This window comes from Desulfofundulus salinus, from assembly GCF_003627965.1.
Lineage (GTDB): Bacteria > Bacillota > Desulfotomaculia > Desulfotomaculales > Desulfovirgulaceae > Desulfofundulus > Desulfofundulus salinus.
Window position 1 is genome coordinate 412,010 of the sequence record NZ_RBWE01000001.1, and the last position, 14,900, is coordinate 426,909.

General features: G+C 54.5%; 15 protein-coding genes and 1 pseudogene. 15 read left to right on the plus strand and 1 reads right to left on the minus strand.

Annotation, left to right across the window (positions count from 1 at the left end; genetic code table 11):
• Nucleotides 1-41 precede the first annotated feature (41 nt).
• The 13 genes and pseudogenes from D7024_RS02090 to D7024_RS02145 all read left to right on the plus strand — a co-directional run bounded on the left by D7024_RS02090 (nucleotide 42) and on the right by D7024_RS02145 (nucleotide 11,681).
• The gene (locus tag D7024_RS02090; RefSeq protein ID WP_121450329.1) at nucleotides 42-551 is read left to right on the plus strand and encodes a CGGC domain-containing protein; all 510 of its coding nucleotides are present in this window, start codon (nucleotides 42-44) and stop codon (nucleotides 549-551) included.
• 176 nt (nucleotides 552-727) lie between these two features.
• Nucleotides 728-1,900 (plus strand): FprA family A-type flavoprotein, encoded by a 1,173-nt coding sequence (locus tag D7024_RS02095; RefSeq protein ID WP_121450330.1) that lies wholly within the window; start codon nucleotides 728-730, stop codon nucleotides 1,898-1,900.
• A 615-nt stretch (nucleotides 1,901-2,515) separates the two neighbouring features.
• The gene (locus D7024_RS02100; RefSeq protein WP_121450331.1) at nucleotides 2,516-2,737 is read left to right on the plus strand and encodes a 4Fe-4S binding protein; all 222 of its coding nucleotides are present in this window, start codon (nucleotides 2,516-2,518) and stop codon (nucleotides 2,735-2,737) included.
• Entirely contained in the window at nucleotides 2,734-3,894 is a 1,161-nt protein-coding gene (locus D7024_RS02105) for a 2-oxoacid:acceptor oxidoreductase subunit alpha (protein ID WP_121450332.1), read from the plus strand. Before D7024_RS02100 ends, D7024_RS02105 begins: the two co-directional genes overlap by 4 nt.
• Nucleotides 3,878-4,699 carry a 2-oxoacid:ferredoxin oxidoreductase subunit beta gene (locus D7024_RS02110; RefSeq protein WP_121450333.1) on the plus strand — a complete coding sequence of 274 codons (822 nt, stop codon included), beginning with the start codon at nucleotides 3,878-3,880 and terminating at the stop codon, nucleotides 4,697-4,699. Before D7024_RS02105 ends, D7024_RS02110 begins: the two co-directional genes overlap by 17 nt.
• A gap of 20 nt (nucleotides 4,700-4,719) precedes the next feature.
• A complete protein-coding gene (locus D7024_RS02115; protein ID WP_121450334.1) occupies nucleotides 4,720-5,277 on the plus strand; it encodes a 2-oxoacid:acceptor oxidoreductase family protein in 558 nt (185 codons plus the stop codon).
• Nucleotides 5,278-5,495: 218 nt separating this feature from the next.
• Nucleotides 5,496-6,710, plus strand: coding sequence for an MFS transporter (locus D7024_RS02120; RefSeq protein WP_121450335.1), 1,215 nt, complete (start codon nucleotides 5,496-5,498; stop codon nucleotides 6,708-6,710).
• A gap of 315 nt (nucleotides 6,711-7,025) precedes the next feature.
• Nucleotides 7,026-7,148: a hypothetical protein gene (locus tag D7024_RS02125; protein WP_435374067.1), complete on the plus strand. Its 123-nt coding sequence runs from the start codon at nucleotides 7,026-7,028 to the stop codon at nucleotides 7,146-7,148.
• A 142-nt stretch (nucleotides 7,149-7,290) separates the two neighbouring features.
• Nucleotides 7,291-7,416, plus strand: coding sequence for a hypothetical protein (locus D7024_RS15315; protein ID WP_279220960.1), 126 nt, complete (start codon nucleotides 7,291-7,293; stop codon nucleotides 7,414-7,416).
• A gap of 175 nt (nucleotides 7,417-7,591) precedes the next feature.
• Nucleotides 7,592-8,389 carry an RNA-guided endonuclease TnpB family protein gene (locus tag D7024_RS02130; RefSeq protein ID WP_243113663.1) on the plus strand — a complete coding sequence of 266 codons (798 nt, stop codon included), beginning with the start codon at nucleotides 7,592-7,594 and terminating at the stop codon, nucleotides 8,387-8,389.
• Between the two features lie 187 nt (nucleotides 8,390-8,576).
• Nucleotides 8,577-9,969 (plus strand): annotated as a pseudogene (locus D7024_RS02135) (aconitase family protein).
• 415 nt (nucleotides 9,970-10,384) lie between these two features.
• On the plus strand, nucleotides 10,385-10,786 hold the full coding sequence (locus D7024_RS02140) for a 4Fe-4S dicluster domain-containing protein (RefSeq protein ID WP_121450336.1): 402 nt from the start codon (nucleotides 10,385-10,387) through the stop codon (nucleotides 10,784-10,786).
• 16 nt (nucleotides 10,787-10,802) lie between these two features.
• Nucleotides 10,803-11,681, plus strand: coding sequence for a CoB--CoM heterodisulfide reductase iron-sulfur subunit B family protein (locus D7024_RS02145; protein ID WP_121450337.1), 879 nt, complete (start codon nucleotides 10,803-10,805; stop codon nucleotides 11,679-11,681).
• 167 nt (nucleotides 11,682-11,848) lie between these two features.
• Here D7024_RS02145 and D7024_RS02150 read toward each other — a convergent pair whose 3' ends face one another.
• Nucleotides 11,849-12,583 (minus strand): sulfite exporter TauE/SafE family protein, encoded by a 735-nt coding sequence (locus D7024_RS02150; RefSeq protein WP_165859239.1) that lies wholly within the window; start codon nucleotides 12,581-12,583, stop codon nucleotides 11,849-11,851.
• 390 nt (nucleotides 12,584-12,973) lie between these two features.
• Between D7024_RS02150 and D7024_RS02155 the strand changes: the two genes are divergently transcribed.
• Complete coding sequence (locus D7024_RS02155) at nucleotides 12,974-13,339, plus strand: LapA family protein (protein ID WP_121450339.1); 366 nt, start codon at nucleotides 12,974-12,976, stop codon at nucleotides 13,337-13,339.
• Between the two features lie 164 nt (nucleotides 13,340-13,503).
• Nucleotides 13,504-14,895 (plus strand): MFS transporter, encoded by a 1,392-nt coding sequence (locus D7024_RS02160; RefSeq protein ID WP_165859240.1) that lies wholly within the window; start codon nucleotides 13,504-13,506, stop codon nucleotides 14,893-14,895.
• Nucleotides 14,896-14,900: the final 5 nt, after the last annotated feature.

Genomic DNA, 14,900 nt, shown 5'->3' on the forward strand with positions numbered 1-14,900 from the left:
CCTGATAAGTACCAGACCAACGGGAAAAAAGGATGATGCAGATGAAATGGACCAAAGAGGCCTTGCAGTACATGAACAACGTTCCCTTTTTTGTGCGGGAAAAGGCCAGGAAAAAGGTGGAGGAGTGGGCCAGGCAAAAAGGGGTCGGGGAAATCACCATGAACGAGGTTATGGAAGCCCGGAGCAAAATGACCGCCCGGGACCCCAATGCCCCCCCGCCGGCCAAACCCAGGATTGCCGTGGTGCGCTGCAACATTGTTTCCGAGGTCTGCCCGGGCGTGGGTTGTCTTAACAGCTTCAACAAAAGGGAGCAACACTTTGCCCGCTACGGTCCCGATGCCGAGCTGATCGGCTTTTTCACCTGCGGGGGATGTTGCGGGCGCCGAGTTTCCCGGCTGGTGGAAAAATTGCTGCCCTACGATCTCACCCATGTTCATTTGAGCTCATGCATGCTTTTGGAGGGGGACTACCCCAGGTGTCCTTTCAAGGAGCAGATCAAGAAGACCATCCAGGCTAAAGGTGTGGAGGTCGTCGAGGGGACGCACCACTGATGCACCGCGTGCCAGTTCTGCCAAAAAATTTTTTCGGGTGTACAGGAAATCAGTTATCAATCTTGAATTTTATATCATGTAAGAAAGCAAAAACGTTTTTGCTGTAGCTTTGTACGGTTTAGCGGTAGGATAAAACAAACTGGCTCATCTATATAACAAAGGGGGAATACAATGTCATGCAACCGGTGGAAATCAAAACGAAAATATACTGGGTGGGCGGCATCGATTGGGACCTGCGTTACTTTCATGGCTATCTCACTCCGCGGGGAACCACCTACAATGCTTACCTGATTGTGGATGAAAAAATTGTGCTGGTGGATACAGTCAAACACTACCTGTTTGATGAAATGTTGAGCAGGATTAAAAAAGTTGTGGATCCGGCCAAAATCGACTACCTGGTGGTCAATCATGTGGAAATGGATCATTCCGGCAGCGTCCCCAAAATAATGGATCTCGCCCCGGGTGCCAAAGTCGTAACTTCGCCCCAGGGGAGAAAGGGTTTGGAGCGGCATTACAAAAGGAATTGGGACTTTGTGGTTGTTAATTCCGGTGACGAACTCAACATCGGCTCCCGCACTTTAAAGTTTGTGCACACTCCCATGGTGCACTGGCCCGACTCAATGGTCACCTATATCCCTGAAGAGAAACTGCTTTTGCCCAACGATGCCTTTGGACAGCACATTGCCAGCATCGAACGTTTTGATGATGAGCTGGGGTGGGATGTGGTTCACGAGGAAGCGGCAAAGTACTACGCCAATATCGTTTTGCCCTACGGCGACCAGGTAAACAAGGCCCTGGATGTTGTTTCCCAGTTGCCCATTGACGTAATCGCCCCCAGCCACGGGGTGATCTGGCGCTCCTTCCTGCCCCGGATTTTGCAGGTTTACCGCCGGTGGGCCAATCACGAAACCGGGAAAAAAGCGCTTATAGTATACGATACCATGTGGGGTTCTACGAAGAAAATTGCTCTGGCCCTGCAGGACGGCCTGGAGGATGCCGGTATTCCCGTTACGGTCAGGTTCCTGCAGACCAATCACATCTCGGAGATTATGTCCGACGTGCTTGTATCGAAAGCCATTTTAATTGGCACGCCCACCTTAAACAACGGCATGCTGCCCAGCGTGAGTGCTTTTCTCACCTACCTTAAAGGACTGAGGCCGAAAAACCGGATCGGGTTTGCCTTTGGTTCTTACGGCTGGGGTGGTCAGGGTGCGAAAGAAGTAAAGGCGTTTATGCAATCGATGGGCTGGGAAGTGCCGCTGGATGTCGTCAACCTGCAGTATGTCCCCGGTGAGGACGAACTGGAAGCGGTGAGGGATATGGGACGTAAGCTGGGGGAGGTGCTGTAGCAGTTTGCGGGGTGGGCAAAGAGGAGTTTGAGAAGGAAAGGTAACTTTTTCCTCTAAATAGATTATAGCCAAGATCGTTCCATATACGTTCCCAAAATCGCCTTACCCGTGGTAAGGCGATTTTCCCGTGCGCCCGGCATGGGCGTTAACTTGGTGGTGAAAGTCCACTGCAGGCGAGGCAGCACCAGTCTGCTGGCCAAAGGCAAGGGTGTCCATCGCGAGGTGGAATCCGGAGGAACCCGGAGGCAAAACCACGGCCCGATGAACAAGAACCCCATAAGAGGGTAGCTCACAAGTGAATGGTGCTCCTGTTGTTTTTCCGGCGCCGGGTGCCTTCTCAATTTGAGATCAATGCCGGAAGTGTCGAATTTAGCGGTAATGCTGCCAGAGTTTACCCCGGCGTCGCAGAATGAGACAGCTTTCCGTTTCGCTTTGAGATGAAATTCTGAAAAATGCTGCCGCAGGAAGTGCTTTCTTCCTGCTTTATTTTTTCTGCAGCCGGGATGGTTCAAGGCCTTGCCGCTTATTCCCCCAACCGCCAGCAATTACATAGGGTCTGGCACAACTCTTGCGTGTATAATCAAGTAAAGGTTCCAAACGCGCGAGGTGATGGCAATGGCTAATGCTTTAGCTGCTCCAAAAGCTGTGAACATAGAAGTGCGCCAAAGCTGGTGCAAGGGGTGCGGGATTTGTGTTGCCCTTTGCCCCAGGGAAGTGCTCTCCCTGAATGGTTCGGGCAAGGTTGCGGTGGTGAATCCCGACCGCTGCGTTGGTTGCGGCCGGTGTGAAATCCACTGTCCGGACTTTGCCATCGGCATAGAGGTGAAGGAACAATGAGCGATGTGGTGGAAATGGCCCGCCTGATGCAGGGCAACGAGGCTGTGGTGGAAGGGGCCCTGGCGGCAGGGGTACGCTTTTTTGCCGGCTACCCCATCACCCCCTCCACGGAGATTGCCGAGCTGATGGCTGAACGCCTGCCCGGGTTAGGCGGTAAGTTCATCCAAATGGAAGACGAGATCGCCAGTATGGCCGCGGTAATCGGTGCTTCCCTGGCCGGGGTGAAGGCCCTTACGGCCACCAGCGGGCCGGGCTTTTCGCTGAAGCAGGAAAACATCGGCTATGCGGCTATGGCTGAAATTCCCTGCGTGATTGTCAATGTGCAGCGCTGGGGTCCCAGTACGGGTATTCCCACCGCTCCCGCCCAGGGGGATGTAATGCAGGCCAGATGGGGAACCCACGGCGATCACCCGGTTATCGTCCTCTGCCCTGCCTCGGTGCGGGAGGCGTACATGCTGGCCATCCGGGCAGTCAACCTATCGGAAAAGTACCGGGTGCCGGTGATCCTGCTCATGGACGAAGTGATCGGTCACATGCGGGAACGTGTGGTGCAGCCCCATGCCGAAGAAGTGGAAGTAATTGAGCGTAAAAAGCCGGCGGTGGAGCCAAAAGATTATTACCCCTACCGTCCCGGCGATGACGGTGTACCGCCCATGGCCAACTTCGGAGATGGTTACCGTTACCACGTAACGGGGCTGGTGCACGATGAAAAAGGCAATCCCACCACCGACCCTCAGGTTGCTGAAAGCTTAATTCTGAGGTTGCACCGGAAAATTTACGATCATCTGGATGATGTGATTACCGTAGAGGGTTATCAACTGGAGGATGCGGAAATAGTTGTGGTCGCCTATGGTGCGGTGGCCAGATCGGCTAAACGGGCGGTCAAGGATGCCCGGGCGGCGGGTATCAAAGCGGGGCTGTTCCGGCCGGTAACCATCTGGCCCTTTCCGGAAAAAGAGGTAGCGGAACTGGCCGGCCGGGTGCGGCACATCATCGTGGCCGAAATGAACCTGGGCCAGCTCAAGGGAGAAGTGGAACGGGCGGTGCAGGGCCGGGTGAGGGTGACGGGGGTTAACCGGCTGAACGGGGAACTGATCACCTTTGACGAAATCCTGTCCGCCATCAAGGAGGTGACAACGGATGCTCAGTCAGGTTGAATCCCACCTGCGATCTGACCGGTTTCCCCATATCTGGTGTCCCGGTTGCGGCAACGGCATAGTTTTATCGGCGCTGGTCAGGGCCATTGAAGAGCTGGGGTACGACCCGGACAAAACCGTGGTGGTTTCCGGCATCGGCTGTTCCTCCCGGGCGGCGGGTTACCTGGATTTCAACACCCTGCATACCACCCACGGTCGTGCGCTGGCCTTTGCCACCGGTATCAAACTGGCCAGGCCTGAACTGGATGTCTTTGTCCTGATGGGAGACGGCGACGCCACAGCCATCGGCGGCAATCACTTTATACACGCTGCCAGGCGCAATATAGACCTCACGGCCATCATTTTTAACAACAGCATCTATGGTATGACCGGGGGGCAATATTCACCCCTCACTCCTCCCGACAAAAGGGCAACTACCGCCCCCTACGGGAATATAGAGCGAAGCTTTGATATTGCCGAACTGGCTAAAGGTGCCGGCGCCACCTATGTGGCCCGGGCCACCACCTATCATGCCACCATGCTGGAAAAATTGATTGTGGCCGGAGCCAGAAACAAGGGCTTCAGCGTCATTGAGGCCATCACCGCCTGCCCGGTAGGATACGGGCGGCGCAACAAAATGGGCAACGGGCTGCAAATGCTTCTCTGGCAGAAGGAACATGCGGTAACGGTGAAACAGGCGGAAAAAATGAGCCCGGAGGAGCTGCAGGATAAAATAATCATTGGTGAGTTATACAGGGGGGAAGCTCCCGAATACACCGCCATGTACGAAGAAATCATTGCCAGGGCAAAGGGCAAAAACCGGTGAGAGCAAAGGAGATGAGTAAAATGTCCAGAACGATAGAATTCAGGTTGAGCGGTTCAGGTGGTCAGGGCCTGATCCTGGCGGGCGTTATCTTGGCCGATGCGGCCATCCGGGAGGGCAAAAACGCCGTGCAGGCCCAGTCCTACGGCCCGGAAGCCCGGGGTGGCGCCAGCAAGGCGGAAGTGATTATCAGTGACGGTGAAATTGATTACCCCAAGGTGGTCTTGCCCGATGTGGTGCTGGCCATGAGCCAGGAAGCAGCCAATAAATATGCCGCTCGTGTAAAAAAAGGAGGCCTTTTAATTGTTGACAGCACCTACGTAAAAAATATACCGGCCACCCCGGGGCGGGTGTACGTTTTTCCCATCAGCCGCCTGGCCCGGGAAAAGGTGGGCAAGGAACTGGTGGCCAATATCGTGGCGCTGGGAATCCTGGCCGGACTGACCGGTGTTGTTTCCCGCCAGGTCCTGGAGCAGGCGCTGCTTTCCCGCATCCCCAAAGGTACCGAAACCTTGAATATGCAGGCCCTGGAAGCGGGGTTTGAAATGGCGAAGGCCTCTTCGGTAAAGGTTCCGGCTTAAAAAGAAAGAATGGTTGTTTTGGGCTGGGAACACATTTCCAGGGGAATTGTTTAGCTGTCAGAATCTGCCGGAGGAAAAACACTTCCGGTGCAGAAGAAATAAATAGGGCTGTAATTGATACTGTCGCCAGTCCGGGGAAGATTTCCTTCCGGCTGCTTTTGCGACAGTATCTTATTTCGGGGTGAATTGGACCACGGGGGCCATCGGGGGGAAAAAGATTGCTATGGAAGAAAAATTTATATGTCATGTGCCTGGCGCAGTTTCTGGCCATGTCTTCAATGCAGTTGATCATGCCCTTTCTTCCCTTCTATATTGAGAAACTGGGCGTTACAGAACCAGGAGCCGTAACCGTCTGGACGGGTATCATTGCCTCGGCCAATTTTCTGGCTTCGGCCATTATGTCCCCGGTGTGGGGAAACATGACGGATCGCCTTGGTTGTAAAATTATGGTTCTGCGTTCACTGGTTGCCCTGGCGACATTTGCCGTCTTTTTAAGTCTGGCGCAGAATGTTTACCAGTTTACGGCCATCAGAGCTTTGATGGGGGCCTTTAGTGGCTTTAATGCGGCAGCCATTGCCCTGGTGGCGGTGAACACGCCCGAACAGCACCTGGGTTATGCCCTTGGGCTTTTGCAAACGGCCCAGGTGGCGGGAACCATAACAGGCCCCCTGTTTGGTGGAATAATAGCCAGCCTTTACGGATACCATCAGGTTTTCCATCTGATTACATTGATTAACGCCCTGGCTGCGGTAATGGTTTATGTTTTGATCAGGGAAAGTTTTGGCCCTGGCTGCACCGTACGGGATATTCACGATCCGGCGGAGGAAAGTGGATCTTCCCCCGGACAAACCCCTCTCTGGGTTGTTTTTGTCGTTATTTTCATTGCCCAGCTATCCGTACGCGTTGCGGAACCAATGGTACCTATCTTTGTGAAATCCTTATACCAGGATGAGCGCTTTCTGTCCTTAATCGCCGGGATAATCATTGCTTCCACGGGTGTGGCCAATGTGCTGGGAGCCCCTGTGCTGGGGCGTCGCAGTGACAGATCCGGCTATAAGTTAACCCTGGTGCTGTCCCTTACCGGTGCGGGTTTTCTGTATCTGGCCCAAACTCTGGCCAGTTCCCCATGGCAACTGGGCATTTTAAGATTTCTCCTGGGCTTTTGCATGGCCGGCATTTTCCCGGCCGCCAATGCCATAGTGGGGCACCTTTTCCCGAAGGAAAAGCGGGGGAAGGCCTATGGCATAATTTCCAGCGCCACTTTTTTGGGCAATTTTGCCGGGCCGCTGGCCGGAGGATTGATTGCCGCCCGGTTTAGTGTGCATGCCGTTTTCCCGGTTACCGGTGCGCTGTTACTGATCAATGCGGTGTGGGTGGTTAAATCCCTGGTGGAACCCAGAAAAATTTTTAACCCCGGGCAGCAGGAAAATTAAATGTTTGTATCGAATAGGTTACTACCATCAATTGTTTTCAAAAAATTTGCAACAAGGGCTATAATGCTTGCAGCGGGATAGTATGTCAGTGTCCCGTAATTAGGGTCGTCAACTGTAATATCTGCAATCGCCCAAGCGATCGGGCGGTGCGAGTAGATAGGTAGCCAGTTGTACGCCGGGCGTAAACGGTTACCTATTTTTTATTTTTAGATTTTTGTTTGGTTTGGACTTTTACTTATATTCGTGCAGGGGGTGATGTTTAGGGAAAAGAGATGCAGAGAAAAAACTTTGGCAATTTAAAAGTCCATCGGTAAACTGTTTATGGCTGGTGTGTTACCGGGCATTTTACTGGGCGGCGTACTCCTGATAACATCTATCATTTATGCACGCATGAAAAATTACGACAGTAGCTCCTACCGACATTGTCAGGAGACTTAAAAGCATCACCGCCAACAAAATATTTGCTATTTTCCCCAGCCTTAAGAAGAAATACTTTTGGGCACAGCCGGTAATGTAAGCGTTGAAACTATCCGTAAATGCATCGAAGCCCAGAAATCATCCCGGAGGGAGGTGAAACCAAGTGAGCCGGTGCAAAAACAATGCGGTCAAGAAACTAAAAACTTGCTCTGATGAGCAGTCCATTAACATTCTGGTGGAAAAGTTTCCCCTGCGCCTTACTAAAAGGCAAATTGCGGGCGTATGTTGAGACTTTCCAACTTGACTTTGACACCTAAAATTTAGAAAGCCTTGAGGCTGTAGGAATGAGGTTACTTCCAATTCCTGGACCCCTTAAATTGTGCCACGCGAAAAGTCGAGTAATGACAAGGGTTTCAGGGATCGCTGTCAAAGTCCAGTCCAACGGTTGGGGCAGAGAACCGCTGATGGTAAAGCTCCCTAAAAGGCTTACCAACGCCGCAATCCTGCAAGCGCAACTGGTCTGGCACCGTAATCAATACTGGCTGCACGTAACCGTAGAGAAACCGGCCCTGTTAAAAGTTCAGGGCGACGTTTGTGCCGCCATTGACCCGGGGGAAGTGCATGCCCTGAGCATCACCGACGGCGATGAAGCTCTGGTGATCAGTGGCAGGCTGCTTCGTTCGCTCAACCGCTTGAGGAACAAGGTGCTGCGGCAGTTGCAACGAGCTATCTCCAGAACATCGAGCGGCTCCAGGAAGCGCAAGAAACTCCTGGCTAAAAAGTACCGGTTCCTCAACTGGATCGAGCGGCGGATAGAACATATTCTGCACAGTATTTCGGCCCAGGCCGTCCGCTGGTGCCTGGAAAAGTACGTCAAGGTGGTCTACACCGGCAACCCGGAAGGCGTGCGCGAGAAAAACTGCGGCAAAAAGCACAATCAGCGCATGGGCCAGTGGGCCTTCGGCAAATTGCGCGCTTTGCTGGAATACAAGCTCAAGCGTCACGGCATAGAGCTGATTCCGGTGGATGAGCGCGGCACTTCCGGTACCTGCCCGGTATGCGGGGAATATACCAAACAGACCGGACGCGTATTCCGGTGTGGAAATGCTTCCTGCGGGATTTCGGGTATCCACCGGGACGTGCTGGGAGCCAGCGGCATTTTGGATAAAGCTGTGAACGGAAATTTCACTAAAGGCCGTAAGCTACCCGGAAAAGTGGAATACCTGCGGCCGCAGGTGCTGGCGCCGCAAAAAGCGGCATGACGTATCTACGACGAGTAGTAGACGCCCATGGACCGGGCCTTCCCGGCAAGTGCCGGGATGTAGCTCACGAGGAAAGCGTAAGACCTGCGATTTTGCAGGCGGCTTTCCGATGACATGAGAAACCTTCGGGACGAAGCCCCCGGGCTTGTCCCGGGGGAGGTTCACGGGCTACAATCTCACCCAGAAGATCCTGCTCAATCACCTGGTTTCCGGTACCCTGCAGCCGGGTCAGGAGATCGCCATCAGGATAGATCAAACTCTTACCCAGGATGCTACCGGTACCATGGCTTACCTGCAGTTTGAGGCTATGGGCATCCCCCGGGTCAAAACCGAACTTTCTGTATCTTACGTGGATCATAATACCCTGCAGACCGGCTTTGAAAACGCCGACGACCACCGGTTTTTACAAAGTACGGCGGCTAAATACGGGGCTTATTTCTTCAGGGCGGGTAACGGCATCTGCCACCAGGTTCACCTGGAAAGGTTCGGCGTACCCGGCAAAACCCTGCTGGGATCGGACAGCCATACCCCCACGGCCGGGGGCCTGGGCATGCTGGCCATTGGGGTGGGCGGTCTGGACGTGGCGGTGGCCATGGGCGGAGGTCCTTTCCATATGATTATGCCCAGGGTGGTCAACATCCGGCTGCACGGCCGGCTGGCGCCGTGGGCCACGGCCAAGGATGTGATCCTGGAGGTTTTACGCCGCCTTACCGTTAAAGTGCGCCTGCGGGCCGTGCATTGGCATGGGGCAGGCTCCCCCTTCCGGCGGGGTTTCGGTGCGCACCATCAACCGGAACTTCAAGGGGCGCAGCGGTACGGCCGATGCCCGGGTGTACCTGGCAGGCCCGGAAACCGCGGCAGCAACTGCCCTTACGGGCAGGCTGACCGATCCAAGGGAACTGGGTGACCCTCCGGTAATCGCGCTGCCTGAAAGATTCCATGTAGACGACCGCATGATTTTACCCCCTGCCGATAACTCGGATGACGTGGAAATCGTGCGCGGTCCAAACATAAAGCCCCTGCCGGTGGCTGAATCTCTACCCCGGAGCATACAGGGCCGGGTGCTCATTAAGGTAGGCGACAACATCACCACCGACCACATTATGCCGGCCGGAGCCAGGGTATTGCCCCTGCGTTCCAATATCCCGGCCATGGCCGAGTATGTTTTTGCCGCCGTGGATCCTTCTTTCCCCCGCAGAGCCAGGGAGGCCGGAGGCGGGATTATCGTGGGCGGGGAAAATTACGGCCAGGGCTCCAGCCGGGAGCATGCCGCGCTTGTTCCCATGTACCTGAGTGTGAAAGCCGTGCTGGCCAAATCCTTTGCCCGCATTCACCGGGACAACCTGATCAACTTTGGTATTCTGCCCCTTACCTTCATTGAGCCTGCAGATTACGACAGGTTGGAGCAGGACGACGTGCTGCAGATTGATCAGGTACACCAGGCCCTGCAAGAAGGAGCGGAACTGGAAGTTAAAAACGTCACCCGCAACATAACCTTTAAAGTCCGGGCGCAGCTAACGCCCCGGCAGGTGGAGATCATCCTGGCGGGAGGTTTGCTTAATCATACGCGCAGGGGTTAGAACATGCGTAACTTGAAGTCAGCCGTGTAGCATTTAAGTTGATACCCATGACGATTTTGGTCCTACCAACACAGGATGAAAATGGCTGCCGGTTTGCACGGAAGCGAGCGACCTTGAGCCGAGCAGATGCCAAACTTAGCGAGACCGAGGGCGGAGGCGGGGCCGAGGGCATGGATGCCCGAGGCCGGCCCCTGAGGCATGGATGCCGAATGGGCCGGGAACCCCGCCGGAGCCTGAGGTCGAGCGCTAGTTTTGGCCTGCGAGGCGAACGGAGCGAGCGCGTGCAAACGGCAGGCAAGTGCTATTTTCTCGGGATAGAGTTACCTGCCGAGTCTTGACACCAGAGATCATCAGTTCTTGGCATGAGATAAATACGGAACGTTATCCGGAGATAACTAAAGGAGCCCGATGCACAATGGCTATGGAACTATCAAACAAAATGAGCCGGGGAATCATTGAGCGGATTAAGGAAATTAGCGGGCAGGATCCGCATTTATGCATGCAGTGCGGCACCTGCAGTGCGGGATGTACGGGCAGGGAGGTCATGGAACTGTTACCCCGGCAGGTCATGCGCCTGATCCAGCTGGGTGACGCCCGAGTCCTGCACTGCCGCTCCATTTGGGTCTGCAGCACCTGTTTGCTCTGTACGGCCCGCTGCCCGCGGGGTATAGATCTGGCCCGGTTAATGGAAGCTCTACGGGTAATCAACCTGCGTTCGGGCAGGGAAGTGCTGGTGGCCGAAAAAATACCGGTGGAATTGCTCACCCGGGTTCCCCAGATGGCCTTGACCAGTGGTATGCGCAAGCTGAGCGCTTGAAAAGGGGGGCATAGGGATGAAAATACCATACTTTCCGGGATGTACGCTATACAATAAAGCAAGAGGTCTGGATAATTCTACCCGGGCCTCCCTGGCCGCTCTGGGGGTGGAACTGGCCGAGCTGCCCCGGTGGACCTGCTGCGGAACGGTGTTTCCCCTGGCCCGGGATAATTACATGGGCATGGTCGCAGCGGCGCGTATTTTGGCCGGTGTCGCCGGAGAAGGAGAAGACAGGCTGCTTACGGTATGCTCCTTCTGCTATAACGTTCTAAAACGGGTAAATTATGAAATGCAACATAATTTAGAGGCCAGGCAAAAGCTCAATAATTACTTAGAAGAAAATTATACCGGGGAAATACAGGTGGTCCATCCACTGGAAATTTGCAAGGAACACGTGGGGTTTGACGCCATTCGGGCCAGAGCGGGCCGCAACCTGAAAGGGCTTAAAGTGGCCTGTTATTACGGTTGCATGCTTGTGCGGCCTGCTCTGGAGATGGGTTTTGACGATCCGGAAAACCCCACCATCATGGAAGAGCTGGTCGCCGCCCTTGGCGCAGAAGTGGTGGAATACCCCCATAAAACAACCTGCTGTGGTTCCTACCAGGTGCTGCACGAAAATGACCTGGTGATGCAAAGGGTACAGGACATTCTCAACTCCGCCGTTGCTAAAGGGGCAGAAGCAATCATCACCAGTTGCCCCTTGTGCCAGTTTAACCTGGACTGGCTGCAGGAAAAAATCCTGGAACAAGACACCGGCTTTCGCCAAATTCCCGTTCTGTATTTCACCCAGCTTCTGGGGGTGGCCCTGGAACTCCCCCGGGAAAGCCTGGGACTGGAGCAGCATTACGTAGACCCCCGGCCTTTATTGCTGGGGGCTATGCCTCATCTTCGCTAAAGGCGGCGAGAACCTCCCGTGCCTCCTGGATTCTTGCCGCAGGGACCCATATTTCCAGGGCGACCACCGGACCCATGATAACCTTCAAGCAGCGGTTGATGCCGGAGTATTATTTTTTAATTATTCTCTCCGGCCGGCCGCATTTTTTGTATCCTAATTTGTAGCCATTAGAGTAACGTCGTGGCCAGGGAGTAAAGGGCCACGGCGGTGACCAGCAGGGGTACCCCCCGGCGAAAAAGTTCCTGGGATACCCGGGGAAAAATGCCGAGACCCACCATCTGGCCCAGCAGGGCAAAGGGGACCAGGGAAAGGGCGGTCAGGATGGTCTGCCGGTCCAGGGCCTGCACGGCCAGCAAAAGGAGCAGGCTGGCCGGGTAAACCAGGCAAAAGTAGGCGGCGGTGGTGGCCCGGAACTGCTCCTTGGGCACTCCCTGGTGATTTAAAAAGAGCACCACGGGAGGACCGGGCATGCTTACGCTGGCTCCCAGAAAGCCGCCTGCGGCTCCCACTGCGGCTTCGGTCCAGGAACCAAAAGACCTGCGGGGTACCCAGTCCAGGAGGAGGGCCAGGGCAAAGGCCAGGGTAACCAGGGCAATGATGATTTTGAGCCGGGTGACGTCAAAGTGGATAAAAACGTAGGCTCCCAGGGGAATGCCGGCCAGACCGCCCAGGGACAGGTTTCTGGCCATCGGCTTGATGATGTTCTTCCGTACCTGGTACGTGAGGAGGGCCAGCGAACAAAAAGAAATGACCATGGTCATACACACGGCGGTGTGGGCGTCGTAGGCCAGCACCAGCAGGGGGACGAGTACGAGGGCTGCGCCAAAACCGGTCACGGCCTGCAGGGTAGTGGCCATGGTTACGGCCAGGGCAGCTACCAGCCAGGAAACGGAAAACAACATCGCCATCCCTCCGAGTCGGTCATATGAGAATAGGAAAAACATATATAATTATACACTACATTGAGATGACCAGGTGTGTTTTTTTGAAGCCGCGTCCGGGAAGAGACGGGGTGTTTCTTTTTTGTGGCGAGGCACAGTCATGGAAGGCATAAATGTACGAGTTGTGACAAATGTATTAAGACATTATACGGTACAATTATGGCAATTACAGGAAGTCAATCCTTGCCTTTAAAGTCTCATAAAATGAAATGGAGGGATTTCAATACCTGTTGTGGAAGTACTAAAAGACATTTACTGGGTGGGGGCAGTGGGCTGGAACATCCGCTATTTCCATGGCCCAGCCTATATTAATTAGCGGATTTCGTTAGCAAAAAATAGGGGGCGAAGAGCATGAGTAAAACGCAGGTTTACTTTATCCTGGCCCTGGCTTTAGCCGTGCTGATGGCGGTTTTTGCCTTGCAGAATCTTGAACCGGTTAGCATCAACTTTCTGTTCTGGCACCTGGACGGCATCTCCAAGGTGCTGGTGATCCTGTTTTCTACCCTAGCGGGGGCCCTGGCGGTGTTGTTCCTGGGTGTGTGGTGGCAGTTCAGGAGGTACCTTTACATCAGGCGCCTGGAAGGGGAAATTCAGAAACTGCAGAGCGAGCTTGACGATCATAAAAAGAGTGCCGGAGTTTCCCCCGCCGGTCAGCTGTCGGCCGGAGCAACCGGCCCGGCCAAAGCAGGACCGGAAAAGAACAACGTTTATCATTAATCCTAAGCGGTGAATTCAAGGCCAGAAATTCGAACGCATCGCTCTATAGCTTGTTCCCGGGAGGAAATTTGCCCGGCCCGTTGAATGTTAAAAGCATTAAGTTTAAAATTTTAAATAAGGAGGTGTGCGCAACGCCCTGCCCCCCGGGGGGCTTGCGCTTTTTTATGAACGATAACGAAAGCATGAAAAAATACGTTTTGCTGGCGGCCACTCTGGCTTCCTTTTTAACTCCCTTTATGGGCAGTGCCGTTAACCTGGCCGTTCCGGCCATTGGACGGGAGTTTCACCTGGAAGCATTGATGCTCAACTGGATTGTTACTTCCTATCTCCTGGCCTCCTCTGTTTTCTTGCTTCCCTTTGGCCGGGCTGCGGATCTGTACGGCAGGAAAAAAGTCTTTCTGGCCGGGATCATTACTTATACCTTGCTGTCCCTTTTAAGCGGTCTGGCCACTTCAGGGGAAATGCTGATCCTTTTCCGCATCCTGCACGGGATTGGCGGGGCCATGATCTTCGGCACCGGCGTGGCCATCCTGACCGGCGTATTTCCTCCCCAGGAACGGGGGAAAGTGCTGGGCATCAACGTGGCGGCTGTTTATACGGGGCTATCCCTGGGGCCGGTGGTGGGCGGGTTCTTAACCCACCAGCTGGGCTGGCGTTATATTTTCCTCCTGAACTTTTTGCTTGGCTTGATTGTGGTCCTGGTCACCGTGTTTAAACTCAAGGGAGAATGGAGGGATGGGCGGGGTGAAAAATATGACCCGGCGGGGGCGGTCCTTTACAGCCTGGGCATGACGGCGTTGATGTACGGCATAGCGGCCGTTAATTCTGCCCCCCATGCCCCGTGGGTTCTGTTACTGGGCGTGGTTTTGCTGGCCTCCTTTATCCGGCAGGAGTTGCGTTACCGGTATCCCTTGTTAAACCTCAATCTTTTCCGCAACCTGGTTTTTGCCTTTTCCAACCTGGCGGCGCTCATTCACTATAGCGCCACCTTTGCGGTGGGGTTTTTGCTTTCCCTGTACCTGCAGGTGGTCAGGGGGCTGGATGCCCAGACTGCCGGCTTTATCCTCCTGGCGCAGCCCATTCTGATGGCCCTTCTTTCCCCGCTGGCCGGCAGGCTTTCCGACCGTGTTGAGCCGCGGTTGCTTGCTTCCCTGGGGATGGCTTTGAGCTTTGCCGGGCTTTTCCTTTTTTCCCTTATAAACAAAACCACTCCTCTGTGGACGATAATGGGATATCTGGTGTTGCTTGGCATTGGTTTTGCTCTGTTTTCTTCGCCCAATACCAATGCGGTAATGAGTGCAGTGGAAAAACGCTATTACGGGGTGGCTTCGGCCACCCTGGGTACCATGCGTCTGGTCGGCCAGGCTTTAAGCATGGCCCTGGTCACCTTCTTCTTTGGCCTTTATCTGAAGGGCACGGCCATCACTCCGGCTGCGAGTCCGCTCTTACTGAAAAGTATGCATATATCGTTTTTGCTCTTTGCCGTGCTCTGCGCCGGCGGCGTGTTTTTCTCCCTGGCCCGGGGGGAGGTCCGTGAAAAAGAAGGGCGGCTGTAAACGCG

Excerpts from the sequence above, each read along its gene's own strand:
- D7024_RS02090 (WP_121450329.1), top strand. The coding sequence starts at position 42 with ATGAAATGGACCAAAGAGGCCTTGCAGTACATGAACAACGTTCCCTTT.
- D7024_RS02095 (WP_121450330.1), top strand. The coding sequence starts at position 728 with ATGCAACCGGTGGAAATCAAAACGAAAATATACTGGGTGGGCGGCATC.
- D7024_RS02100 (WP_121450331.1), top strand. The coding sequence starts at position 2,516 with ATGGCTAATGCTTTAGCTGCTCCAAAAGCTGTGAACATAGAAGTGCGC.
- D7024_RS02105 (WP_121450332.1), top strand. The coding sequence starts at position 2,734 with ATGAGCGATGTGGTGGAAATGGCCCGCCTGATGCAGGGCAACGAGGCT.
- D7024_RS02110 (WP_121450333.1), top strand. The coding sequence starts at position 3,878 with ATGCTCAGTCAGGTTGAATCCCACCTGCGATCTGACCGGTTTCCCCAT.
- D7024_RS02115 (WP_121450334.1), top strand. The coding sequence starts at position 4,720 with ATGTCCAGAACGATAGAATTCAGGTTGAGCGGTTCAGGTGGTCAGGGC.
- D7024_RS02130 (WP_243113663.1), top strand. The coding sequence starts at position 7,592 with ATGGTAAAGCTCCCTAAAAGGCTTACCAACGCCGCAATCCTGCAAGCG.
- D7024_RS02140 (WP_121450336.1), top strand. The coding sequence starts at position 10,385 with ATGGCTATGGAACTATCAAACAAAATGAGCCGGGGAATCATTGAGCGG.
- D7024_RS02145 (WP_121450337.1), top strand. The coding sequence starts at position 10,803 with ATGAAAATACCATACTTTCCGGGATGTACGCTATACAATAAAGCAAGA.
- D7024_RS02150 (WP_165859239.1), bottom strand. The coding sequence starts at position 12,583 with ATGTTGTTTTCCGTTTCCTGGCTGGTAGCTGCCCTGGCCGTAACCATG.
- D7024_RS02155 (WP_121450339.1), top strand. The coding sequence starts at position 12,974 with ATGAGTAAAACGCAGGTTTACTTTATCCTGGCCCTGGCTTTAGCCGTG.
- D7024_RS02160 (WP_165859240.1), top strand. The coding sequence starts at position 13,504 with ATGAACGATAACGAAAGCATGAAAAAATACGTTTTGCTGGCGGCCACT.